The following is a 21,505-nucleotide window of genomic DNA, read 5'->3' as shown; positions in this document are numbered from 1 at the left end:
CAGTGAGCCGCATGGTGCTGCCCGTAATGTTGTGGCTAATGGTGCAGCCTACGCGGCAAGCTATCAATCAGTGTGAATAGGGTAAAGACGGTTCAGATCCAAACCGTACCGTGGTCGGCCGCCCACGTGGGCCACACATTCGGCCCCCGCGCGGCAACCAGCCTCCAGAGCGGCCCCTTCCCCGGCCCCGTGTAAAGCCGCCGCGAGGAAGCCCGCGGCGAACGCGTCACCTGCCCCGGTCGAGTCGACGACCTCGGCGGGCACGCACGCCGCCGTCGCGACCACTGCACCGTCCACGGCGGCCAGCGCTCCCTCCGCTCCCAGCTTCACGACCGCTGTGCCGTACGTCTCACTCAAGAGTACGGCGGCACGCTCCGGCGTTGGGGCACCACTGAGAATCAGGGCCTCGTCAAGATTCGGGATGATCAGGCCGGCGGCGGCGGTTTCCTGGACGAACCGTTCGACGCCGAACTCGCGCAGGGGCCCCGTGGAGGCCGGGTCGACGCTGATCGCGACGTCTCTGGCCGCCGCCTCCGCCATGGCGCGCCTGGCCAGCCGCAGCCCGCCCTCGGCGAAGAGGATGTATCCCGACAGATGGAGCCGGCCGACGCCGTCGAGCAGGGCGGGGTCCCAGTCGGCGTCCGAGATCAGGCCGCCGGCGCCGCGGTTGGTGAGCATCGAGCGCTCACCGCTCTTGTCCACCATCGCGATCACGACCGCGGTCGGATGCTCGGGATCCACGGAGAAGTGCGGGCGTACGCCCGTCTTGAGGAGCTCGGTCGTGTGCCACTCGCTGCTGTCGTAACCCAGCTTGGCCAACAGCCGCACGTCGGCGCCCAGGCAGGCGGCCCAGGCGGCGGTGTTCGCGCCGGAGCCGCCGGGACGGAGCACGATGTCGGCGGCCGTGTCGGTGCCCGTCATGACCGGTGAACCATGCAACGCCACCATATCGGTGACGACGTCGCCGATGATCAGGAGAGCGTTGTCCGTCACGGTCTTGCCCACGCGAGGGCGATCTGGGCGGCGAGTGCGGTGTTGCCGCGCACGGCGGCCAGGTTCGCCTCCAGGGAGGCGCCGCCGGTGCCGTCCACGAGATAGCCGAGCAGGAACGGCGTGATGGCCTGCCCCTTGACGCCCTCGCGCTCGGCGGCGGCCAGCGCCGCGGCGAGCACGCGGTCGTGCAGCTCGGGATCGAGCTGGCGGTCCTCAGGCACGGGGTTGGCCACGATCAGCGCGCTCTCCTGGCCGCCGAGAGCGTCCTGGCCGCGCATGATGGCCGCGGCCTCGGCGGGCGACTCGATGCGCCAGTCGATCGGCTGGCCGGAGGAGTGCAGGTAGAAGCCGGGGAAGGTGTCCGTACGGTAGCCCGCCACCGTCACGCCCCTGGTCTCCAGGCGCTGGAGCGTCGCGGGCACGTCGAGGATCGACTTCACGCCGGCGCAGACGATCGTGATGCGCGTACGGGCGAGCGTGTCGAGGTCGGCGGACTCGTCCTGGTCCTCCGCCCAGCCCCGGTGCACGCCGCCCAGGCCGCCGGTGGCGAAGATCCGGATCCCGGCACGGGCGGCCAGGAACGACGTGGCCGACACGGTGGTCGCGCCGCTCGCCTTCAGCGCCGCCGCCACGGGCAGATCCCGCTGTCCCAGCTTGCGCAGGCCGGGCTCCGTCGCGACGCGCTCCAGCTCCGCCTCGTCCAGCCCGATGCGCGGCACGCCGTCGAGCACGGCGATCGTGGCCGGCACGGCGCCGGCGGCGCGCACGATCCCCTCCAGCTCGCGCGCCACCTCGAGGTTGCGCGGTTGCGGCAGCCCGTGGGAGATGATCGTGGACTCAAGCGCCACGACCGGCGCTCCGTCGGCCATGGCCTCGGCGACGGACGGCTGGAGAACGAGGTGGGTGGCGCTGCGCATGGTGAGTTTCGTGCTCCCTGAGTGATCCTGACCGGCATACCCTGAACGGGGTACTTTACGGTATTTGTTCCAAGCCGAGCACGGTACGGCGGCCATCCCAGAATCACACGAGGAACGCCGCCCCGGCCAGCGAGACGGCGGCGATGACGGCCGTGGCGATGCCTCCTAGCAGCAGGATCCGTCCACCCTTGACCAGTTTCCGTAGGTCGATGCCGGTGCCCAGGCCGAACAGGGCGGCCGCCATCAGCACGCCGGTGACCTGGGGGACCAGGTCGGTCACCGCCGCGGGCACCTGCCCGGTGCTGCGCAGGGCGACCATCGCCAGGAACGCCACCACGAACAGCGGCACGACCGGCGGGCGGGACGAGGTGCCCCTGGTGCGGCCGGAGAACAGGGCCACCATGGGGGCGAGCAGGAGCACGCGGCCCAGCTTGACCGTCACGGCGGTGGCCAGGACCCCCGAGGCGGCGCCGATGGCGGCCACCTGGGCGACCTCGTGCACGGCCGCCCCCGTCCACACCGCGAGCTGCGCGGGAGACAGGCCGATGAGCGCGGCCAGCAGGGGGATCGCCGCGATGGCGGCGGTGCCGTACAGGACGATGACGCCGAGCGCGCCGGCGGCGTCGTCATCGTCGGAGAGGTCCGTGCTTTCGTGCATGGCGGCGATCGCGGCGGCGCCGCAGATGGACACGCCGGTCGCGACGAGGAGCGACGCGCCAGGAGTGAGGCCGAGCCTGCGCCCGATCCGCGGCGTCACCGCGAACGTCACCCCGGTCGCCACCATCACGACGGCGAGCGTCTGCCAGCCGAGCGCGAGCACCTGAGGCAGCGCGATCTGCAGGCCGAGCAGGGCGACCGCGACCCGGAGCACCCGCTTGGAGACGAACGCGAGCCCCGGCTTCAACCGGTCGCCGATCCCGGCCACGTTGGCCAGCGCCGCGCCGGAGACCACCGCGATCACCGCGGGGCTGAGCGCAGGCAGGAAGCGGTTGACGGCCAGCGCGAACACCACCGCGAGCGCGGCCACGGCGACACCCGGCCAGGTCGCGGCGAGGAAGGGGCCGGTACGGCGGATCCGCGCCCCGGCGAGGCGGAGAGCTCGTGATCCCGGCGTGGTGGAGCGGCGAGTCCGCGACCCCGCTGTGGCGGTGTCGTGAGCTCCCGGCTGCGGCCCCGATGGGTGGCGGGCGGCGCCGGGCGAACTGTCGGTGAGGGACATGATCCCAGTGTTCTGAGCGGGTGACCCGGCCGGTAGGCGTGAGCTGACTGGGAGGCCATAGCCTGGGGCTATGAGTGCACTGCCCGATCTCGACTCCTTGAAGCTGCTGGTCGACGTCGGCGTGCTGGGCAGCCTCGGGCAGGCGGCCAAGGCCGCGGGCATCGCCCAGCCGTCGGCGAGCAAGCGCGTCGCCCATCTCGAACGCCGCCTGGGCCTGCCCCTGGTCGAGCGCACACCGCGCGGCTCCACGCTCACCGCCGAGGGGAGGATGGTGGCGGGCTGGGCCGCCCAGGTGCTCGCCGCCGCCGAGGAGCTGATGCGGGCCGTGCAGGCCGTACGGCACGGGGAGGCGGCGCACCTGCGGGTGGCGTCCAGCATGACCGTGGCCGAGTACCTCGTGCCCAGGTGGCTCGGTGAGCTGCAGAACCGGGAGCCGGACGTGCCGGTCGGGCTCGACGTGGTCAACTCCGCCGACGTCGCGGCGCGGGTGCTGGCCGAGGACGTGGAGCTGGGGTTCGTCGAGGGGCCGAGTGTGCCCGAAGGGCTGGACAGCCGGGTCGTGGGCACCGACAGGCTGGTCGTCGTGGTGGCGCCCGGCCATCCGTGGGCGCGGCGCCGCACCGCGCTTCGCGGCGCGGAGCTGGCCGCGACGCCGCTGGTGGTGCGGGAGCCGGGGTCGGGGACGCGGGAGACGCTGGACGTGGCGTTCAAGGGCCTGCACCAGGCCAGCCCGCGGCTGGAGCTGGGGTCGAACGCGGCGGTCAAGGGAGCCGCGCAGGCGGGAGCGGCGCCCGCGGTGCTCAGCGGGTACGCGGTGGAGGCCGACGTGGCGACCGGGCGGCTGGTGGAGGTGCCGCTGGCGGGGGTGAATCTGGTCAGGAGCCTGCGGGCGGTGTGGCGCCGCGGCCGTCCCCTCACCGGCCCCGCCGCGATCCTGCTCGCCATCGCCAGCCGACCGTGACCGTTCTGGGCGTTGACGGATGGTGTGGTTTGCGCCTTATGGTGCGTGGATGGGCGCTTATGACGTGATCGTGGCCGGCGGCGGGCACAACGGGCTGGTCGCCGCGGCGTACCTGGCCCGGGCGGGACGGCGGGTGCTCGTCCTGGAGCGGTACGACCACGTGGGCGGCCTGGCGATCTCCACCCGGGCCTTCCCCGGCGTGGACGTGCGACTGTCGCGCTACTCCTACCTCGTCAGCCTCCTGCCCCGCGAGATCGTCCGCGACCTGGGACTCGACCTGGAGCTGCGGCGCCGCCGCCACGCCTCCTACACGCCCAGGGGCGGCACCGGCCTGCTCGTCGACAACGAGGACGCGGCACGTACGGCGGCGTCGTTCCGCGACGTCACGGGAGGTGACGCCGACCACGAGGCCTGGCGGGACTTCTACGGCATGACCGCGCGGGTCGCCCGCGCCCTCGCTCCCACCCTGCTCGAACCCCTGCGCACACCGGCCGAGATCGAGCGGCTGGTCGGCGCGGAGGCGTGGCGGGACCTGTTCGCCAGGCCGATCGGCGAGACCGTGGACGAACGTTTCGCCGACGACACCGTGCGCGGCGTCGTGCTCACCGACGCGCTCATCGGGACGTTCGCCGACACCACCACCGACCTGTCGGCCAACCGGTGCTTCCTCTACCACGTGATCGGCGACGGCACCGGCGACTGGAACGTCCCCGTCGGCGGCATGGGCGCGGTCTCAGGGGCGCTGGAGGCGGCGGCCAGGCGGGCCGGCGCCGAGATCAGGACCGGCGCGGAGATCGTCGGGATCTCGCCGTCCGGCGAGGTCGCGTTCGTGGCGGAGGACGGCGAGCACACGGTGAACGGCGGGCACGTGCTGGTCAACCTGCCGCCCGCGGTGCTCGACCGGCTGATGGGCCGGCCGGTGCAGGCGCCCGAGGGGGCGCAGCTGAAGGTCAACATGGTGCTGTCGCGGCTGCCCCGGCTGAAGGACGCGAACGTGGATCCGCGGGCCGCCTTCAGCGGGACGTTCCACATCAACGAGGGACGCGACCAGCTCGCCAGGGCGTACGCCCGGGCGGCCCGAGGGGAGATCCCTGAGCTGCCGCCCGCCGAGGTCTACTGCCACTCCCTGACCGATCCGTCCATCCTCGGCCCCGAGCTCAGGGGCAGGGCCGAGACGATGACGCTGTTCGGGCTGCACATGCCCGCCCGACTTTTCCGGACAAAACCTGATCAATCCAGGAAGCAGGCGCTGGAGGCCACCTTCGCCTCCGTCAACGCCGTCCTGGCGGAACCCCTCGAGGACTGCCTGCTCAAGGCCCCCGACGGCACCCTGTGCGTCGAGGCCAAGACGCCCGTCGACCTCGAAAAGGACGCGGGGCTTCCCGGGGGCCACATCTTCCACACCGACCTGAGCTGGCCGTACGCCGAAGGGGGCGGCTGGGGCGTGGAGACCGAGCACGAGCGCGTTCTCGTGTGCGGCGCAAGCGCCCGCAGGGGCGGCGGTGTGAGCGGGATCGGCGGGCACAACGCCGCCATGGCCCTGCTCGGCCGCTGATCGCCGCTAACCGTCCTCGGAGACCAGCTTGGCGGCCACCTCCAGCGCCACCGCCACCCGCTCCTCCTCCGGCAGGTCCGTGTCGTCGAGGAATGGCACGTTGCCCATGATCACCGCGAGCACCGCGAGCCGGGCCTCGAACCGACGCACCGGGCCGGCCTCCGGGGGCGCCAGCAGGGACAGCATGCTGATCATGCCCTGCCGCATGCGCTCGCCGGCCGGCACCTCGCGCATCACCCCCTGGTTCACCTGCGCGAACTGGATCAACGGCCGCCACTGATCCGCCAGCAGTTCGGCGATCCGCCGCAGGATCTCCCTCTTCGACTCGGCGGTCATGGGCTGCTGCCTGGCCCAGGCCACCAGCTCGTCTATCGAGTCGACCAGCCGGTCGACGACGCCGGCGAGGATCGCCTCCTTGGTGCGGAAGTGGTAGTAGAGCGCGGGCCTGGTGATCTGCAGCCGCTCCGCGACCTCCTGGAGCGTGGTCTTGTCATATCCCCGCTCGGCGAACAGCTCCAGCGCCACCTGCTGGATCCGCTCTCTCGTGTCCGTCCGCCGTCCAGCCATCCCGCTCCCATCACTTGACCGCCGGCCGCTTCATTGCTTACTTTCGCGTAAGTAATGAATGATGCCGGACTCGTTGGGAGCAGACTATGGCCGAGAACTTCCCCATCCCGCGCACCTGCCCGTTCGCACCCCCACCCGCGTACGAGCGCATGCGCGAGCAGGCCCCGCTCGTCCGAACCAAGCTGCCCGGCGGTGACGTGTGGCTGGTCACGCGGCACGCCGAGGCCCGGCAGGTCCTCTCGGGCACGGGCATCAGCACCAACCCGGCCACCCCCGGCCACCCGAGCGGCGCGATGAGCGCCGAGCCCTCGACCTCCGAGCGGGACGCGTTCATGGAGGAGTTCGCCGTCGGCCACTTCATCGACCTGGACCCGCCCGAGCACGGCAGGTTCCGGCGGCTGCTCATCCCCGAGTTCACCGTCAGGCGGATGAGAGAGCTGCGGCCCGCCATCCAGCGGATCGCCGACGAGCTCATCGACGACATGATCGCCAAGGGGCCCGAGGCGGAGCTGGTGGAGGCGTTCGGGCTGGCACTGCCTTCGCTGGTCATCTGCCGGCTGCTCGGGGTCCCGTACGCCGACCGCGAGTTCTTCCAGTCACGGACCCGCGTCATGATCTCGTCCGCCGACGACCAGGAGACGCGTCACGCCGCGGCGATGGAGATCAGGGGTTTCCTCGACGCGCTGGTCACCAAGCGGGAGGCGGACCCGGCGGACGACCTGCTCGGCCGGCTGCTCGGCACCGAGGCGCTCAGCCACGACGAGATCGTGGGCGTGATGTTCCTGCTGCTCGTCGCCGGCCACGAGACCACCGCGAACATGATCCCGCTCGCCGCGCTCACGCTCATGCGCCACCCTGCCCAGCTCGCCGCGCTGCGCGCGGACCCCGGCCTGTGGCCCGTGGCCGTCGACGAACTGCTGCGCTACCTCTCAGTCGTGGACTGGGTGGCGTTCGACCGCGTGGCCACCGAGGACCAGGAGATCGGCGGGCAGTTCGTCAGGAAGGGCGAGGGCATCTTCGTGCTCGGAGCGTCCGCCAACCGGGACGAGCGGGCGTTCGAACGGCCGGACGAGTTCGACATCGGCCGCTCCGCCCGGCACCACGTGGCCTTCGGCTACGGGGTGCACCAGTGCCTCGGCCAGAACCTGGCCAGGGCGGAGCTGGAGATCGCGCTGCGCACGTTGTTCGAGCGGCTGCCCGGCCTGCGGGTCACGGTGGCGGATGATGACGTGCCCGTCAAGCACGAAAGCCCCATCTTCGGGCTCAAGGCGTTGCCCGTCGCGTGGTGATCCACGGAAAAGAACCGAGGGCGTTCATCACCTTTTCATGATGAACCTCTAGCGTTTGCAGCATGAGTGAGCCCGCACGGTTGCTGGTGGTGGACGACGAGCCCGCGTTGCGCGAGGCGCTCCAGTCGAGCCTCGAGTTCGAGGGCTACAAGGTCGTCACGGCCGGCGACGGGCACGCGGCGCTGGAGGCCCTGGCGAGCGACTCGTTCGACGGGGTGCTGCTCGACGTCATGATGCCGCGCCTCGACGGGCTGACCGCGTGCCGCCGGCTGCGGGCGTCCGGCAACCACATCCCCGTCCTCATGCTGACGGCCCGCGACGCGGTCGGCGACCGGGTCTCCGGGCTCGACGCGGGCGCCGACGACTACCTCGTCAAGCCGTTCGAGCTGGACGAGCTGCTGGCCAGGGTGCGCGCGCTGCTGCGGCGCGGCGCGCTCAGCGCCGGCACGGCCGAGACCGGCGACGCGCTCACGTACGACGACCTGCGCATGGACCCGGCGACCAGGGAGGTCACGCGCGGCGACCGCAGGCTCGACCTGACCAGGACCGAATACCTGCTGATGGAGCTGTTCCTCGCGCACCCGCGCCAGGTGCTGACCAGGGACCAGATTTTGAGCGAGGTGTGGGGATTCGACTTCGAGCCGACCTCCAACTCGCTCGACGTCTACGTGATGTACCTGCGGCGCAAGACCGAGGCCGGGGGAGAGTCGCGCGTGATCCACACGGTGCGCGGCGTGGGATACGTCCTGAGAGCGGCGCCGTGAGACGAGGGAGCCTGCGGTCCCGCCTCACCCTCCTCGTCACGGTGGCCGTGGCGCTGGCCATCACGGTGTGCGCGGGCATGTCGTGGTTCATCGTCCAGAACCAGCTGATCAAGCAGCTCGACCAGACCATCCAGGACCCGGAGGAGTCCGGCGACAGGGACTTCCTCCTCCACCACTGCACCCCTCAGGGCTCGTCCGACGAGTACGCCGGCATGGCGATGCTGCTGCGCGCCGACGGCACCACGTGCTCGCTCGGCGCGCCCATCGTGTGGACGGAGGAGGATCTGGCCCTGGCCGACGACCGCCGCAAACCGATCTGCCGTGACGGTGTGACCCGCGACGGCAAGCCGGTCCGCGTGGTGATCTCGAACTTCTCTCCCGGCGTCGCCGTCCTGGAGGCGGCGCCGCTCTACCACACCAGGCGGACCTTGCGGAACACCGCCCTGGCGCTGGCGGCCGTCGCGGCCGTGGGCGTGTTCGGCGCCGCCTGGGCGGGCCTGATCATCTCCCGCGCCGCGCTCCGCCCCGTCGGAGACCTCACGAAGGCGGTCGAGCACATCGCCCAGACCGAGGACCTCGGCACCCGTATCCCCGTCAAGGGCAACGACGAGATCGCCCGCCTGAGCTCGTCCTTCAACGCCATGACCGCGGCGCTGGCCGGCTCCCGCGAGCGCCAGCAGCAACTCGTCGCCGACGCCGGCCACGAGCTGCGCACCCCACTCACCACCCTGCGCACCAACATCGACCTGCTGCTGCGCAGCGAGCAGACCGGCCGCAGCCTCGACCCGGGGGCCAAGGAGCGCCTGCTGGTCAACGTGAAGGCGCAGTTCGCCGAGCTGTCCACGCTCGTCGGCGACCTGCTCCAGCTGGCAAAGGGCGACGCCGACCACGAGCCGCACGTCGAGCTGGCCTTCCACGAGGTGGTCACCGCCGCCGTCGAGCGCGCCCGGCTGCGCGGCGCCGAGGTCGTCACCGACCTGAGCCCGTGGTACGTCGTCGGCGCCGCCGCCTCCTTGGAACGTGCCGTACTCAACCTCATCGACAACGCCGCCAAGTTCAGCCCCGGAGGCCAGGTCGAGGTGAGCCTGCGCGGCGGCCGGCTGACCGTGCGCGACCACGGCCCAGGGCTGTCCGAGGAGGACCTTCCGCACGTGTTCGAGCGCTTCTGGCGCTCGTCCTCGGCGCGCGGCCTGCCCGGGTCGGGGCTGGGCCTGGCGATCGTGGCGCAGGCAGTCGCGGAGGCGGGAGGGTCGGTGCGCCTGGAGAACGCGCGTGGCGGCGGAGCGGTCGCCACCATGGATCTGCCGGGAACACCCGATCGCCGGACGGAACGGACAATGCCGCTTGACGTGCAAAGTGATGAATGGAGAAAAACGTCTGGCTAATTTATTCGGATAGGTCCGAATTTTGCCCTGAATGGCGCGCTGACCAGGGGAAATTTTTCTCGGTCACATTTCGTGGCCCGGCGCTCGGCAATGTATTCTCGTGGCAAAAGAACGGGACCGGAGATCCATTACATCCCCGGTCCCTGCCTCCAAAGGTAGGGGAGATCGAGTTGAGCTACAAGGACACTGCCGTCAAACTCGCTAACGAGTTGGCCACCGAGTTCGTCAACATTCGGGCGGATCGCATGGAATTGGGACAGCAGCTCACCGAGCGCGTCAACGGCGTGGGTTCCCGCGTCAAGATCGTCGACATGAAGGTCACCACTATCGACGCCAAGGTCGATGCCCTGGACTCCAGGGTCGGCACGGTGGAGACCAAGGTCGACGCTCTCGGCGGCAAGGTCGATGCCCTGGACTCCAGGGTGGGGACGGTGGAGACCAAGGTCGACGCTCTCGGCGGCAAGGTCGATGCTCTGGACGTGAGGGTGGGGACGGTGGAGACCAAGGTCGATGCCCTGGACGTGAGGGTGGGGACGGTGGAGACCAAGGTCGACGCTCTCGGCGGCAAGGTCGACGCTCTGGACGTGAGGGTGGGGACGGTGGAGACCAAGGTCGATGCCCTGGACGTGAGGGTTGGGACGGTGGAGACCAAGGTCGACGCTCTCGGCGGCAAGGTCGATGCCCTGGACGTGAGGGTGGGGACGGTGGAGACCAAGGTCGACGTCCTCGACGGCAAAGTCACCGAACTGGACTCGAAGGTGTCGGCGCTCGACGCCAAGGTCGACGCCAAGTTCGCGGAGACCGACCGCAGGCTCGACGGGCTGGAGACCAAGGTCGACGGGCTGCAGGGGACGCAGCTCGCGATGATGGACATGCTCGTCGCCATCCAGCGCAAGCTCGACGTGAACTAACTTCGAGCCCCTCCCGGAGGGCGGGTCCGCAGGCATGCGGCCCCGCCCTCCGCGTGTTCTCGGGGCACCCGGCCACCGGACGACCCGTCCGGACAGGCCGGGCATCAGGATCCGGCCACCGACTCCTTCAGCCGGTAGGACAGCAGGACGACACCGGACGTGTACGCCCTGCTCTCGACGAGGTCGAACCTCGACCGGGTGCCCTCCCGGAACAGCAGGCCGTCGCCGCCGGCCCTGCCCACGAAGAACGGGTGGACCCAGAGCCGGAGCTCGTCGAGCAGGCCGTGCTCCATCAGGGTGTGGGAGAGCCTGCCGAACCCGTACTGCACGATGTCGCCGCCCGGTCCGTCCTTGAGCCGGGCTGCCTCGGCGGCCACGTCGCCGCCGATGACGGTGGTGTTCTCCCAGTCCGCCTTGTCCATGGTGGTCGAGACGACGTACTTCGACACGGCGTTGATCCTGTCGGTGTACGGGTCGCCGGACCGTCCCTGCCACACCGAGGCGAAGCTGTGGTAGGTGTGCCGGCCGAGCAGCACGCCGTCACAGCCGAGCAGCAGATCCGTCTGCGCGTTCGCATCGCCGCCGGCGTCCAGCGACGGCCAGTCCTGCGGGTCCTTGATGACGCCGTCGATCGTCACGAACGTGGAGTTGATGATGCGTCGCATGGGTTTCTCCGTTCTCGGATTCGGGTGGGACCAGCCTGCGCCCGCGCCCGTGTCGCGGACATCCGTGCCATCACGGAGACACCTCGGAGACACCTCGGAGACACCGGGAAGCCGGCACCGATGCCGGGATGGGTCACACTGGCGTGGTGAACTTCGAGCGGCCGGCCGGGATCTCCCGACGTGAGGCGGAGGTCCTCGCGGCGCTCGGCGCTCGGCTGTCCAACGCCCAGATCGCCGGGCGGCTGCACATCTCCGTACGCACGGTCGAAAGCCACATCTCATCACTGCTGCGCAAATACGGCGTCGCGGACAGGTGGGCCCTCGCCGACGTGGCCGGGCGGCGCGAAACCCCGCCGCCCGGCCACCTGGCCGGCCCGCCGTCGCCGCGTACGGCGTTCTTCGGCCGCGCCGCCGAGAAGGACCTCGCCCTCAGCCTGCTCCGGGAGGCCAGGGTGGTGACCCTGCTGGGCACGGGCGGGATCGGCAAGACCCGCCTGGCGGCCGTGGTGGCGGAGTCGGCCGCGTCCTCGTTCCCGCTGGGCGGCGCGTTCGTCGATCTGGTGCCGGTGCGCGAGGGCTTCGTCGCGGAGGCGGTGGCGTCGGCCCTCGGCGTGACGGAACGGCCCGGGCAGGCGCTGGAGGACGCCGTCGCGCGGCATCTCGGCCGCGGGCGGTCGTTGCTCGTCCTCGACAACTGCGAGCACCTCGTGGACGCCGTCGCCGCCTTCATCGAACGGCTGCTGTCCGGCTGCGCCACCGTGACCGTCCTGACGACCAGCCGCGAGCGGATCGGCGTGCCGGGCGAGCGGACCGTCCCCGTCCCGCCGCTGCCGCTGAACTCCGACGCCGAACGGCTCTTCCTCGACCGGGCCGCCGCGGCCGACCCCGGGTTCGCCGCCGCCCGGTCCGACGTCACCGACCTGTGCGGCCGGCTGGACGGGATGCCGCTGGCCATCGAGCTGGCCGCGGCGCGCAGCGCGTCACTGGGCGTGGCGGGGCTGCTGTCCGCCCTGGACGACGTGCTGGGGCTGCTGGCCGGCGGCCGCGGGGCCGTGGAACGGCACCGCTCACTGCGCGCGGTGCTGGCCTGGAGCCACGACCTGCTCGCCCGTGACGAGCGGGAGTTGTTCCGCCGCCTCGCGGTCTTCGCCGGCGGATTCGACCTGGCGGCGGTCGCCGCCGTCGCACCGGACGCCCGCCATCCCGCCGACCTGCTCGGGCGGCTGGTCGACAAGAGCCTCGTCGCGGGTCCCGCGGCAGGCCGGTGGCGGCTGCCGGAGACCATCCGCGCCTTCGCCGCCGAGCGGCTGGAGACGAGCGCCGACGGCGACGCCGTCCGCCGCCGGTACCTGGAGTGGGCCGCGGCGACGGGCGCCGGTCTGGAGCTCGGGCTGGACGGTGACTGGCGGGGCGAGTTCGACGCCGTCGCCGACGACCTGCGGGCGGCCCTCGCCGGCGCACCGCCCGGCCGCGCGCCCGTACCGCACGGGCTGGCCCGGTCGCTCGCCCACCTCACCTACGCCCGGAGGTTCCTGCGCGAGGTGCCCGGCCACTACGAGGAGGCGGCGCGGCGGGCGCCCACACCCGGCGAGGCCGCCCTCGACCTCCGGAACGCCGCGGACGCCGCGCACGCCCTCATCGACACGGGCCGCGCGTTCGACCTGCTTCTCGCCTCGGCGGAACGGGCCCGCGCGGCCGGAGACGGCAACGCCGAGGCGGTCGCGCTCGCGTTCGCCGTCGCGACCGCCGCCCGGCACCCGTCCGGATTCGAGACGGAGGTCCCGTACTCCCGCCTGCGGGAGCTCCTCGATCTCGCCTCGTCCGCCGGTGACCACCGTGATCCCGTCGTCGCCGCCCATCTCGCCGCCGCCCGCGTATGGAACGCCCGCGAGGAGAAGGTGACCCCGGAGCCGTCCATGATCGACGACGCGGTCGCCGCCGCCCGCGCGACCGGCGACCCCGTGCTGATCTGCGGGGCGCTCGACGCGTCCGGGATCGCCGCCCTCACCGCCGGACGGTTCCGCGACGCGCACCGGGTCGCCGCCGAGCGGGTCGGCCTGCTGCCGGCGATGCCGCGCGACGTCCCGTACCCGGCGCCGGAGATCACCGACACGTTCCACATGGCGGCGTCCTGCGCCGTCGCGGCCGGGGATCTGCCCGCCGCGCTCTCCACGGCCAGGCTCGCCGCCGCCGACGACCTGATCGGGGACCGGTCGCCGGTCGCGGTGAGCACCCTCATCCCGCCGCTGGTCCTCACCGGCGACCTCGGCGAGGCGCTGAGCCACGCGCCCACCCTGTGGGACGTCTGCGAGGAGGCGGGCAGCCCTCTCGCCTGGATGTCTCCGGCGGTGGCGGCCCTCGCCCTGGCGCACGGGCTGCTGGGGGAGGAGGCCGGCTTCAGGGTGTGGCGGATCCGCGCGGAGCGGGTCGCCGGCGGCGCCCGGTCCCGCTACCTCGCCTCCTTCGCCGCTTTCGTCGACGCCCGGACCGCACTGCGATCGGGCAGGGCCGACGCCGCACTGGTGGAGAGGGCCTTCGCGGACTTCGCGCCACAGGACTGGTACCGGACGTACGCCCGCGCAGCCGGCGCCGAACTCGCCGTCGCCGCCGGACTTCCCGACGCGGCCGGACTGCTCGCCTCCGCGTTGTCCGACGCCGCCGCGGAGAACGGCTGGGCCGCCGCCTGCCTCACCCGTGCCGCCGGCCGCCTCCACGACGACGTGGGCGAGCTGTCCGCCGCGGTCGAAGCCTGGGAACGCATCGGCGCCCGCTACGAGCGGGCCTGCACCCTCCTTCTCATCCCCGCCCGCGAGGAGGAGGCCCGCAAAGAACTCGCCGCCCTGCGCGCACCCTGCCCGGTCACAGGTACGCGTTTCCGGGCTCCCTGATCTTCCGCGGCGAACGGACACTCCGGACCCGGGATCGGGTTCCGGTCTTGACAACGATGTCAGGGGCATCCTTGATGGTGCTATGGGCGCACCACTGATCGCCGCCCGCGGGATCGTGAAGAGCTACGGCCACGTGGAGGCGCTGCGTGGCGCGGACTTCGCGGTGCGACCGGGCGAGGTGGTCGCGCTGATCGGCGACAACGGCGCGGGAAAGTCCACCCTGGCGAAGATCCTTTCAGGTGTCGAACGGCCCGACACGGGCATGATCGAGATCGACGGCCGGCCGGTGGCGTTCGGATCGGTCGAGGAGGCCAGAGGCGCCGGCGTCGAGACCGTGTACCAGGACCTCGCGCTCTGCGCGGAGCTCAGCCCGTCCGCCAACTACTTCCTCGGCAGGGAACGGCTCAAGCCGGGGCTGCTCGGAATGCTGGGCGTGCTGGACAACGCCGCCATGCGGCGCGAGACGCGGGAGGCGTGCGAGCGGCTGGGCGTGCGGCTGAAGTCGGAGACGGCGCCGGTCTCGACCTTGTCGGGCGGGCAGCGGCAGGGGGTCGCGGTGGCCAGGGCGGTGGGATGGGCACGGCGGGCGGTGTTCATGGACGAGCCGACCGCGGCGCTCGGCGTGGTGCAGACGCGGCGGGTGCTCGACCTGATCAGGAGCGTACGCGACTCCGGTGTGGCGGTCGTGCTCATCAGCCACAACATGCAGGACGTCATGGCGGTGTCGGACCGCGTGGAGGTCCTGCGGCTGGGCCGCAGGGTGGCCAGGTTCGACACCGCGCGCGTCTCGATGGAGGAGCTGGTCGGCGCCATGACGGGCGCACTCGAACAGGACGATCCCGACGGGCGGGCGGAAGGCGGGCCCGGGCGGGACGCGGCGGGCGCGGACGAAAGGGCAGCCGGGCCCGGACGGGACGCCGCTGTGGACGAAGCGGGTGACGGGCCCGGGCGGGACGCCGCGGGTGCGGACGAACAGGAAGACGGCCGATGAAGCACCTCCGGCTCGGAGCCCCGCAGGTCGTGTGGATCGGCCTGGTGCTGGCGGGGCTGGTGGTGGCGTTCTCGGTGCTCGCGCCGCGCACGTTCCCCACCTCGTTCAACCTGCTCAACCTGGTCAGCGACGCGGCCATCCTGCTGCTGCTCGCCACCGGCATGACGTACGTGATCATCACGGCGGGCATCGACCTGTCGGTGGGCGGGGTGCTCGTGTTCTCGGCCGTGTCCGCGGCCAAGGTCATGGAGGCCACCGGGTCGCTCGCGCTCGGCGCCCTGGCCGCCCTCGTGGCCGGGCTGGCCTGGGGGGTGCTGAACGGCGTGCTGATCGCCATGGGGCGCATCCCCGCGCTCATCGTGACGCTCGGCACCCTCGGCATGTCACTCGGCGCGGCGCTGCTGCTCACCGGCGGCGTCGACCTGCGCGCCCCCACCGAGCTCAACCTCGGGCTCGGCCTGGCCCGCTGGCTGGGCGTGCCGGTGATCGTGTGGATCTGCGCCGCCATCACCGCGGCCCTGGCCCTCATGCTTGCCCGCACCCGGTTCGGCCGCCACACGTACGCGATCGGCTCCAACGCCGAGGCCTCCCGGCGTGGCGGCGTCGCCGTGCGCGCGCACCTGGTCAAGGTGTACGGCCTCGCGGGGCTGCTGGCGGGCCTGGCCGGCTGCCTGTCGCTGGCCAAGTACGGCATCACCGGCGTGTCCGCGCACTCCACCGACAACCTCCAGGCCATCGCGGCCGTGGTGATCGGCGGGACGTCCCTGTTCGGCGGGGTCGGTACGGTGGCCGGCACGGTCATCGGCGTCTTCATCCCCGTCGTGCTGCAGAACGGCTTCCAGATTCTCGGCGTGCGGCCGTTCTGGCAGCAGGTGGTGGTGGGCGCGGTGCTCGTCGCCGCCGTCTACGTCGACCAGTGGAGGCGCAGGGCCCGCGACCATTAGGAGGAGGCACCATGCGTAAGATCACGGCAACCCTCGCGGCGATGATGATGATCGCCGCCTGCGGCGGACAGGGGAGTGACGCGGGCGGCGACGACCAGACCCGGGTCACGCTCGTGCAGGGCCTGGCCGGCGAGGAGTTCTACGAGACGATGGCCTGCGGCGCGAAGGCCAAGGCCCAGGAGCTGGGCGTGGCGCTCGACGTGCAGGGGCCGCAGAAGTTCGACCCGACGCTCCAGACGCCGATCGTCAACTCCGTGACCGCGAGCGCGCCGGACGCCATGCTGATCGCGCCGACCGACGTCAAGGCGATGATCGCGCCGCTGACCCAGGCCAAGCAGCAGGGCATCAAGATCATCCTGGTGGACACGGTGGTCGAGGACGAGAGCATCGGCCTGTCCAGGATCAGCACCGACAACGTCAAGGGCGGCGCGGCGGCGGCCGAGGCGCTGTCGGAGCAGATCGGCGGCAAGGGCAAGGTGCTGGTCATCTCCACCGACCCCGGCGTCAGCACCGTGGACGCGCGCATCAAGGGCTTCGAGCAGGAGATCAAGGCGAACCATCCGGACGTCACCTATCTCGGCGTGCAGTACTCGCACAACGACGTCGGCGAGGCGTCCAGGATCGTCAACGCGGCGCTGGCGAAGGATCCCGACCTGGCCGGGGTGTTCGCGGCCAACCTCAACTCGGCCACCGGAGCGGGCTCGGCCCTGCGGCAGGCGGGCAAGCTGGGCAAGGTCAAGATGGTGGGGTTCGACGCGGGGCCCGCGCAGGTCAAGCAGCTCAAGGACGGCGTCGTGCAGGCCCTGATCGCGCAGCTGCCCGGCGACATCGGCGCCAAGGGTGTCGAGCAGGCGGTCGCCGCGGTCAAGGGGCAGCAGGTCACGGCGTCGATCCCGACGGACGCCACGATCGTCACGGAGGAGAACGTCGACCAGCCGGAGGTGCAGAAGATCCTCTACCGGGCGGGGTGCTGACCTGGACCGGCAGGGCGGCGACGAGGCCCGGGCGGGGTGCTGACCTAGGCCGGTAGGGCGGCGGGGAGGTCGGGACCGGCAGGGCGACGAGGCCCGGGCCGGGTGGTGACCTAGGCCGGCAGGGCGGCGAGGAGGAAGGCGAGTCGGGCGGCGGCGGACTCGACGTCTTCCGAGGTGCCCAGGCGGTAGCCCCATGAGGTGATGAAGGCGCCCTCGTCGGAGCAGGTCACGGTCTCCGTGAGGGTGGCGGAGAAACGGTTGCGGACCGACACGTAGGCAGGGTCGCTGGACAGGGCGAGGCTTTGGACCGACAGGTCCGCGTGACGACCCGCGTGCCACGCGAACCGCTCGAGGCAGAGCGCGGTATCAAGCATCATGCGTCACCTCCGCAACGTCTCGCGACAGAATTGCACGATCTTGGGTCCGGAGGCAAGCAATTGCTGCGGTTAATGTGCGCTTTGTTGCCGGTAATCGTGAAGAATCCTGATGATGACCTCCCGCCCGGACTCCTCGAACTCGGCCACCTTCGCGAAGTCGTCGAACGCCCGGACGTAGAAGGCGATGTCGTCGGGGTCGCGCAGGATGAGGTCCTTCGTCATGGTGGCCACGCCGACCATGGAGTCGTTGTAGATCCAGAACCCGTTGACCGGGTTGGACGGGAACTCGGCGTCGAAGGGGATCACGCCGAACTCCACGTTGGGCAGCGTGCTGACGGCCAGCAGGCGGTCGAGCTGGCCGCGCATCACCTCGGGCGGCGCCAGGAGGGTGCGGAGCGTGGACTCCGAGACCACGAACCGGAACGTCCGCGTGCGGTCGTAGAGGATCTCCTGGCGCTGCATGCGCACCCGGACCGCCGCGTCGATCTGGTCGGCGGCGCTGTAGAGGCGCTTGACCTTGCGGAACACGTGCCTGGCGTATTCGGAGGTCTGCAGCAGGCCCACGATGATGCCGGGCTCGAACACCCGGAACAGCTTGGTGCGCGCCTCCAGATCGCGGACGTCCTCCTGGAGGGCGGCCAGCCCGCTGCGGTGGCGCTGCTTCCAGTCGTCGTGCCGTTCGAGCAGCGCGATCGCCTGCCGGATCAGCTCGTCGGTCGTGTCGGGCGAGGCGCGTACGGCCTGCGCCCACACGACCACGTCGTCCTCGGTGGCGGTCTGCCTGGCGTTCTCCAGGCGCGAGACCTTGGACGGCTGCCAGCGCAGCTGCTCGGCCAGCTCCTTGCCGGACAGCCGGGCTGCCTCGCGCAGCTGGCGTAATTGGCTGCCGAGGTCGATGCGCGCCTGCTGAAAGGACGTCACGCCGCAAGAGGCTAGCCCTGCTTGCGTCGATCATGCCAGTGGGGTGCGCAATTGTGATCAACCGGTAGCCGTGGGTGTTCCTCCGCAGGTGGGGAAAGCGGTTGCCGAGCCGTCGGTCAGGACCCGGCGGGCGATTTCGGTGATGAGCTCGCGGGGCACCTCGACGGCGCCCTCGCCGTCGAGCACGTCGCGGAGGTCCGCGAGCGCCTCCGCGTCGGTGACCTGGAGGCCTTGGACGACGATGGTGCCGCGGTCGGTCTCGTACAGGGTGGGACAGGCGCCCGCCTCTGAGGTGGACCCGAGGAACCGCATACGCATGACGATCCTTCCCCGATAACAGATGCAATTGCGCGCAATTGTATGGCTCGGGGATCTATATGTGATCGTTTCTCCGGAAATCGTGATATGTGGTCAGTTGAGCGCGCCGTCCATGAACTCCTGCGCCCGCTCGAACAGGCCGAGCGTCGTCGCGTGCAGCAGGTCGCCGATGTCCTGGGGCGCCTTGCCGGCGAACGCACGCGCGTGCGTGCCCTCCAGCACGATGCCGAGCTTGAAGCAGGCCATGACCGCGTACCAGTCGACGGCCGACATGTCGCGCTCGGACAGCGCCGCGTAGTAGGCGATGATCTCCTGCGGCGCGGGCAGCCCCGGCACGTGGTCGTTGCCCGCCGGCCACATCGCCAGCAGCCAGCCGAGGTCGACGAGCGGGTCGCCGATCGTGCACATCTCCCAGTCGACGATGGCGGCCACCCGCGGGCTGTCGGAGGCGAACATCAGGTTGGCGAAGTGGTAGTCGCCGTGCATGACGCCCGGCGTGAACGTGCGGGGGAGGTTGCGGGTCAGCCAGCCGGCCGTCTCCGACAGCCCGGGGATGGCTGGCCCCGGGTAGCCGTCGAGCTCGCCGTACGAGTCGAGCTCCTTGAGCCAGCGCGGCACCTGCCGCTCCAGGAACCCCTCCGGGCGGCCGAACCCCGGCAGCACGTCAGGGTCGACCCGCCCCAGCTCGGCCAGCGCGGCGGCGGCCTCCAGCCCCATGCGGTGCCTGATCGCCGCGTCGGAGGCGTGCGGCTCCGGCAGCCCGGTCGAGGGGTTGAACCCGTCGACCGGCTCCATGAGGTAGAACACCGGCTCCCGCGCGGTCTGCGCGGCCACCAGCGTGGGCGCGGGCACCGGGGTGTCGTGCAGCGCCGCGAGCACCCGGGCCTCGCGGCGGAGCACCTCGTTGCTCTTGCGGCGGGCGTGCAGCGGAGGCCTGCGCAGGATGTACGGGCGGCCGCCGCGCTCGAGGCGCACCATGACGTTCTGTGTGCCGCCGAGGACCGGCGTCACCCCCGCGATCGGGCCGGGCGGCAGCCCCTGGTCGTCCATCCACGCGCCGAGCTCGTCGAGGTCGATGGCGCTGACGTCGATGTGGGTGGAGGTCATGTGCCGCCCTTCGGCCAGAATGATGTTCTGGTGGAACCCTATTCAGGCCCCGGGAACCGGGTCAACCGAGCGCCTGCATGAAGGGGAGGAACTGGCGTGACCGGTCTCCGGGCAGGTCGTCGCCGCGCACCATGAGCGCGACCTCCCACGGCTCGCCGATGCCGTGCTCGCCCGCCCACCGGATCACGGACTCGTGGGCGAGGTCGAAGTCCATCCGCACCTCGCCGCCCGCATCGAGCGCCAGGTCGCCGATCAGGGCGCGCGCGGTCTCCTCGTCGCCGGCCACGACCGGGCCGATCACGGTGTTGTCGTCGTTGCGCCAGCACTGGCCGAAACCGCCGGCCGCCACCCTGACCCGCTCGCCGAACGTGAACATCCGCCGCAGCGCCGCCGACCTGTCCATGCCGAACACCTCGGCGTCGAGCGCGAGGATGGCGTCGAGGTCGGCTTCGGTGGCGGGACGGGTCAGGCCCGACGGCTCGCCCGCGAAGACGCCCGTGTGCTTGGCCACCCGGCCGACCGCCCGGAAACCGAGCTGCTCATAGAGCGGCCGGCCCTGCCCGGTGGAGTGGAGGAAGACGGTGCGGTCGCCGGCCTGGTCGAGCACGTGCCGCATGAGCGCGCGGCCGAGGCCCTGCCTGGAGTAGCGGGACGCGGTGAGCACCATGCTGATCACGGCGTGCCCGTCGCCGTAGCAGGTCAGAACGTTGCACGCGGCCAGGCCGTCGCCGTCGGGGGCGTCGATGCCGTACGGCTCGCCGATGTCGAACAGCAGACGCCACTTGTGCTCCTCGGGCGGCCAGTTGCGGTCTTTGGCCAGGCGGACACAGTCGTCGAGGTCGTGGATGGTGAGACGGCGCATGAGACCTCATCCTTCTGCATCGGCGGGCATGATCTCAAAAGGTTTCTGCAGCAGGATGAAGGAATGGAGTGCGTTGTAGCGGTCGATGTCGGCGGCACCACCATGAAAGGCGGACTTGTCACCCGCGACGGGACATGTCTGCATTTCGAGCGGCGGCCTACGCCCCGCGCCGAAGGCCCTGAGCACGTGATCGCGGCCGTCTCCGCCTTCGTCACCGACCTCGCCCGGCCCCGGCCCGGAACACGCCCGCTGGCGGTGGGGCTGGTGGTGCCCGGACTCGTCACGGCGGAACGGGCCGTCTTCTCGGCCGCGTTCGGGTGGCGGGACGTGCCCGCGTCGTCCTTCACGGACGTGGACCTGCCGGTGGCGCTCGGGCACGACGTCCGCGCGGCCGGGGAGGCGGAGCTGGCCTACGGAGCGGGCGGGGACGACGTCCTCTACCTGCCGATCGGCACGGGCATCGCGGGCGCGGTCGTCCTGTCCGGGTCGTTGTACGGGGGCGCCGCCGGATGGGCCGGGCAGATCGGGCACATCCCGGTGCGGCCCGGCGGTGCGGCCTGCGGGTGCGGGCAGCGGGGCTGCCTGGCGGCGTACGCGTCGGGCGGTGCGGTCGCGGCCCGGTACGGCGCCGGCGGGGCCGAGGAGGTGGTGCGGCGAGCGTCGGAGGGAGACGCGGCGGCCGGGCGGGTGTGGGACGCGGCCGTGGAGGCGCTCGCCCTGGCGCTGGCCACGTACACGCGGCTGCTGGATCCGGCGGCCGTCGTCATCGGCGGCGGGGTCTCACACGCGGGCGACGCCCTGATCGTCCCCCTCCGAGCCCGCCTGGCAACCCTCCTGTCCCACCCGCCGTCCTCGTCGCGGAAGCCGTCCCCGCCGCCCCAGGGGACGTCCCTGCCG

The 21,505-nt window shown here is 71.6% G+C and carries 21 protein-coding genes; 11 read left to right on the top strand and 10 right to left on the bottom strand.

The features are described 5' to 3' along the window. Window positions 1-63: 63 nt before the first annotated feature. The 3 genes from E1292_RS29045 to E1292_RS29035 form a co-directional block, all read right to left on the bottom strand. Window positions 64-1,005, bottom strand: coding sequence for a carbohydrate kinase family protein (locus E1292_RS29045; protein WP_246090411.1), 942 nt, complete (start codon window positions 1,003-1,005; stop codon window positions 64-66). Next, entirely contained in the window at window positions 990-1,910 is a 921-nt protein-coding gene (locus tag E1292_RS29040; protein ID WP_220447104.1) for a pseudouridine-5'-phosphate glycosidase, read from the bottom strand. The genes E1292_RS29045 and E1292_RS29040 overlap by 16 nt, the downstream gene beginning before the upstream one ends. A 103-nt stretch (window positions 1,911-2,013) precedes the next feature. Beyond that, window positions 2,014-3,129 carry a YeiH family protein gene (locus tag E1292_RS29035; protein ID WP_220447103.1) on the bottom strand — a complete coding sequence of 372 codons (1,116 nt, stop codon included), beginning with the start codon at window positions 3,127-3,129 and terminating at the stop codon, window positions 2,014-2,016. A gap of 70 nt (window positions 3,130-3,199) precedes the next feature. On the opposite strand from E1292_RS29035, the gene E1292_RS29030 reads away from it, so the two are divergent. Next, entirely contained in the window at window positions 3,200-4,090 is an 891-nt protein-coding gene (locus tag E1292_RS29030) for a LysR substrate-binding domain-containing protein (protein WP_132598606.1), read from the top strand. Window positions 4,091-4,139: 49 nt separating this feature from the next. Next, complete coding sequence (locus E1292_RS29025) at window positions 4,140-5,645, top strand: phytoene desaturase family protein (RefSeq protein WP_132598604.1); 1,506 nt, start codon at window positions 4,140-4,142, stop codon at window positions 5,643-5,645. A 6-nt stretch (window positions 5,646-5,651) separates the two neighbouring features. Here the strand turns inward: E1292_RS29025 and E1292_RS54115 are convergent, their stop codons facing one another. Then, window positions 5,652-6,212, bottom strand: coding sequence for a TetR/AcrR family transcriptional regulator (locus tag E1292_RS54115; protein ID WP_132598602.1), 561 nt, complete (start codon window positions 6,210-6,212; stop codon window positions 5,652-5,654). An 86-nt stretch (window positions 6,213-6,298) separates the two neighbouring features. Between E1292_RS54115 and E1292_RS29015 the strand changes: the two genes are divergently transcribed. The 4 genes from E1292_RS29015 to E1292_RS29000 all read left to right on the top strand — a co-directional run bounded on the left by E1292_RS29015 (window position 6,299) and on the right by E1292_RS29000 (window position 10,561). Then, window positions 6,299-7,501, top strand: coding sequence for a cytochrome P450 (locus tag E1292_RS29015; protein ID WP_132598600.1), 1,203 nt, complete (start codon window positions 6,299-6,301; stop codon window positions 7,499-7,501). Between the two features lie 62 nt (window positions 7,502-7,563). Then, window positions 7,564-8,265, top strand: coding sequence for a response regulator transcription factor (locus tag E1292_RS29010; protein ID WP_132598598.1), 702 nt, complete (start codon window positions 7,564-7,566; stop codon window positions 8,263-8,265). Further along, window positions 8,262-9,650: a HAMP domain-containing sensor histidine kinase gene (locus E1292_RS29005; RefSeq protein WP_246090410.1), complete on the top strand. Its 1,389-nt coding sequence runs from the start codon at window positions 8,262-8,264 to the stop codon at window positions 9,648-9,650. The genes E1292_RS29010 and E1292_RS29005 overlap by 4 nt, the downstream gene beginning before the upstream one ends. Window positions 9,651-9,895: 245 nt before the next feature. Next, on the top strand, window positions 9,896-10,561 hold the full coding sequence (locus E1292_RS29000; protein WP_132598596.1) for a hypothetical protein: 666 nt from the start codon (window positions 9,896-9,898) through the stop codon (window positions 10,559-10,561). 104 nt (window positions 10,562-10,665) lie between these two features. Here E1292_RS29000 and E1292_RS28995 read toward each other — a convergent pair whose 3' ends face one another. Beyond that, complete coding sequence (locus E1292_RS28995) at window positions 10,666-11,226, bottom strand: dihydrofolate reductase family protein (RefSeq protein WP_132598594.1); 561 nt, start codon at window positions 11,224-11,226, stop codon at window positions 10,666-10,668. Window positions 11,227-11,372: 146 nt separating this feature from the next. Between E1292_RS28995 and E1292_RS28990 the strand changes: the two genes are divergently transcribed. The 4 genes from E1292_RS28990 to E1292_RS28975 all read left to right on the top strand — a co-directional run bounded on the left by E1292_RS28990 (window position 11,373) and on the right by E1292_RS28975 (window position 17,023). Continuing rightward, a complete protein-coding gene (locus tag E1292_RS28990; RefSeq protein WP_165974790.1) occupies window positions 11,373-14,114 on the top strand; it encodes an ATP-binding protein in 2,742 nt (913 codons plus the stop codon). Window positions 14,115-14,196: 82 nt separating this feature from the next. Beyond that, window positions 14,197-15,105: an ATP-binding cassette domain-containing protein gene (locus E1292_RS28985; protein ID WP_132598590.1), complete on the top strand. Its 909-nt coding sequence runs from the start codon at window positions 14,197-14,199 to the stop codon at window positions 15,103-15,105. Then, window positions 15,102-16,049, top strand: a complete 948-nt coding sequence (locus E1292_RS28980; RefSeq protein ID WP_132598588.1) for an ABC transporter permease — start codon at window positions 15,102-15,104, stop codon at window positions 16,047-16,049. The genes E1292_RS28985 and E1292_RS28980 overlap by 4 nt, the downstream gene beginning before the upstream one ends. Window positions 16,050-16,060: 11 nt before the next feature. Then, complete coding sequence (locus tag E1292_RS28975; RefSeq protein ID WP_132598586.1) at window positions 16,061-17,023, top strand: ABC transporter substrate-binding protein; 963 nt, start codon at window positions 16,061-16,063, stop codon at window positions 17,021-17,023. A gap of 110 nt (window positions 17,024-17,133) precedes the next feature. Here the strand turns inward: E1292_RS28975 and E1292_RS28970 are convergent, their stop codons facing one another. The 5 genes from E1292_RS28970 to E1292_RS28950 all read right to left on the bottom strand — a co-directional run bounded on the left by E1292_RS28970 (window position 17,134) and on the right by E1292_RS28950 (window position 20,608). Next, window positions 17,134-17,400, bottom strand: coding sequence for a hypothetical protein (locus tag E1292_RS28970; RefSeq protein ID WP_132598584.1), 267 nt, complete (start codon window positions 17,398-17,400; stop codon window positions 17,134-17,136). 69 nt (window positions 17,401-17,469) lie between these two features. After that, window positions 17,470-18,321 (bottom strand): helix-turn-helix domain-containing protein, encoded by an 852-nt coding sequence (locus tag E1292_RS28965; RefSeq protein ID WP_132598582.1) that lies wholly within the window; start codon window positions 18,319-18,321, stop codon window positions 17,470-17,472. 57 nt (window positions 18,322-18,378) lie between these two features. Then, window positions 18,379-18,639, bottom strand: coding sequence for a hypothetical protein (locus E1292_RS28960; protein ID WP_132598580.1), 261 nt, complete (start codon window positions 18,637-18,639; stop codon window positions 18,379-18,381). 93 nt (window positions 18,640-18,732) lie between these two features. Beyond that, window positions 18,733-19,746 carry a phosphotransferase family protein gene (locus tag E1292_RS28955; RefSeq protein WP_132598578.1) on the bottom strand — a complete coding sequence of 338 codons (1,014 nt, stop codon included), beginning with the start codon at window positions 19,744-19,746 and terminating at the stop codon, window positions 18,733-18,735. Between the two features lie 61 nt (window positions 19,747-19,807). Further along, on the bottom strand, window positions 19,808-20,608 hold the full coding sequence (locus E1292_RS28950) for a GNAT family N-acetyltransferase (protein WP_132598566.1): 801 nt from the start codon (window positions 20,606-20,608) through the stop codon (window positions 19,808-19,810). 63 nt (window positions 20,609-20,671) lie between these two features. On the opposite strand from E1292_RS28950, the gene E1292_RS28945 reads away from it, so the two are divergent. Continuing rightward, window positions 20,672-21,505 (top strand): ROK family protein (locus E1292_RS28945; RefSeq protein ID WP_132598564.1); only part of this gene is annotated, 834 nt, incomplete at its 3' end.

It is taken from the genome of Nonomuraea deserti (assembly GCF_004348685.1).
GTDB lineage: Bacteria > Actinomycetota > Actinomycetes > Streptosporangiales > Streptosporangiaceae > Nonomuraea > Nonomuraea deserti.
This window is presented reverse-complemented; position numbering and strand designations above follow the sequence as displayed.

What these genes read in the sequence shown, in the direction of transcription:
- E1292_RS29015 (WP_132598600.1), top strand. Translation starts at nt 6,299, where the DNA reads ATGGCCGAGAACTTCCCCATCCCGCGCACCTGCCCGTTCGCACCCCCA.
- E1292_RS29030 (WP_132598606.1), top strand. Translation starts at nt 3,200, where the DNA reads ATGAGTGCACTGCCCGATCTCGACTCCTTGAAGCTGCTGGTCGACGTC.
- E1292_RS29040 (WP_220447104.1), bottom strand. Translation starts at nt 1,910, where the DNA reads ATGCGCAGCGCCACCCACCTCGTTCTCCAGCCGTCCGTCGCCGAGGCC.
- E1292_RS29025 (WP_132598604.1), top strand. Translation starts at nt 4,140, where the DNA reads ATGGGCGCTTATGACGTGATCGTGGCCGGCGGCGGGCACAACGGGCTG.
- E1292_RS28950 (WP_132598566.1), bottom strand. Translation starts at nt 20,608, where the DNA reads ATGCGCCGTCTCACCATCCACGACCTCGACGACTGTGTCCGCCTGGCC.
- E1292_RS28995 (WP_132598594.1), bottom strand. Translation starts at nt 11,226, where the DNA reads ATGCGACGCATCATCAACTCCACGTTCGTGACGATCGACGGCGTCATC.
- E1292_RS54115 (WP_132598602.1), bottom strand. Translation starts at nt 6,212, where the DNA reads ATGGCTGGACGGCGGACGGACACGAGAGAGCGGATCCAGCAGGTGGCG.
- E1292_RS28960 (WP_132598580.1), bottom strand. Translation starts at nt 18,639, where the DNA reads ATGCGTATGCGGTTCCTCGGGTCCACCTCAGAGGCGGGCGCCTGTCCC.
- E1292_RS28955 (WP_132598578.1), bottom strand. Translation starts at nt 19,746, where the DNA reads ATGACCTCCACCCACATCGACGTCAGCGCCATCGACCTCGACGAGCTC.
- E1292_RS29010 (WP_132598598.1), top strand. Translation starts at nt 7,564, where the DNA reads ATGAGTGAGCCCGCACGGTTGCTGGTGGTGGACGACGAGCCCGCGTTG.
- E1292_RS28975 (WP_132598586.1), top strand. Translation starts at nt 16,061, where the DNA reads ATGCGTAAGATCACGGCAACCCTCGCGGCGATGATGATGATCGCCGCC.
- E1292_RS28985 (WP_132598590.1), top strand. Translation starts at nt 14,197, where the DNA reads ATGGGCGCACCACTGATCGCCGCCCGCGGGATCGTGAAGAGCTACGGC.
- E1292_RS29000 (WP_132598596.1), top strand. Translation starts at nt 9,896, where the DNA reads ATGGAATTGGGACAGCAGCTCACCGAGCGCGTCAACGGCGTGGGTTCC.
- E1292_RS28980 (WP_132598588.1), top strand. Translation starts at nt 15,102, where the DNA reads ATGAAGCACCTCCGGCTCGGAGCCCCGCAGGTCGTGTGGATCGGCCTG.
- E1292_RS29035 (WP_220447103.1), bottom strand. Translation starts at nt 3,129, where the DNA reads ATGTCCCTCACCGACAGTTCGCCCGGCGCCGCCCGCCACCCATCGGGG.
- E1292_RS28970 (WP_132598584.1), bottom strand. Translation starts at nt 17,400, where the DNA reads ATGATGCTTGATACCGCGCTCTGCCTCGAGCGGTTCGCGTGGCACGCG.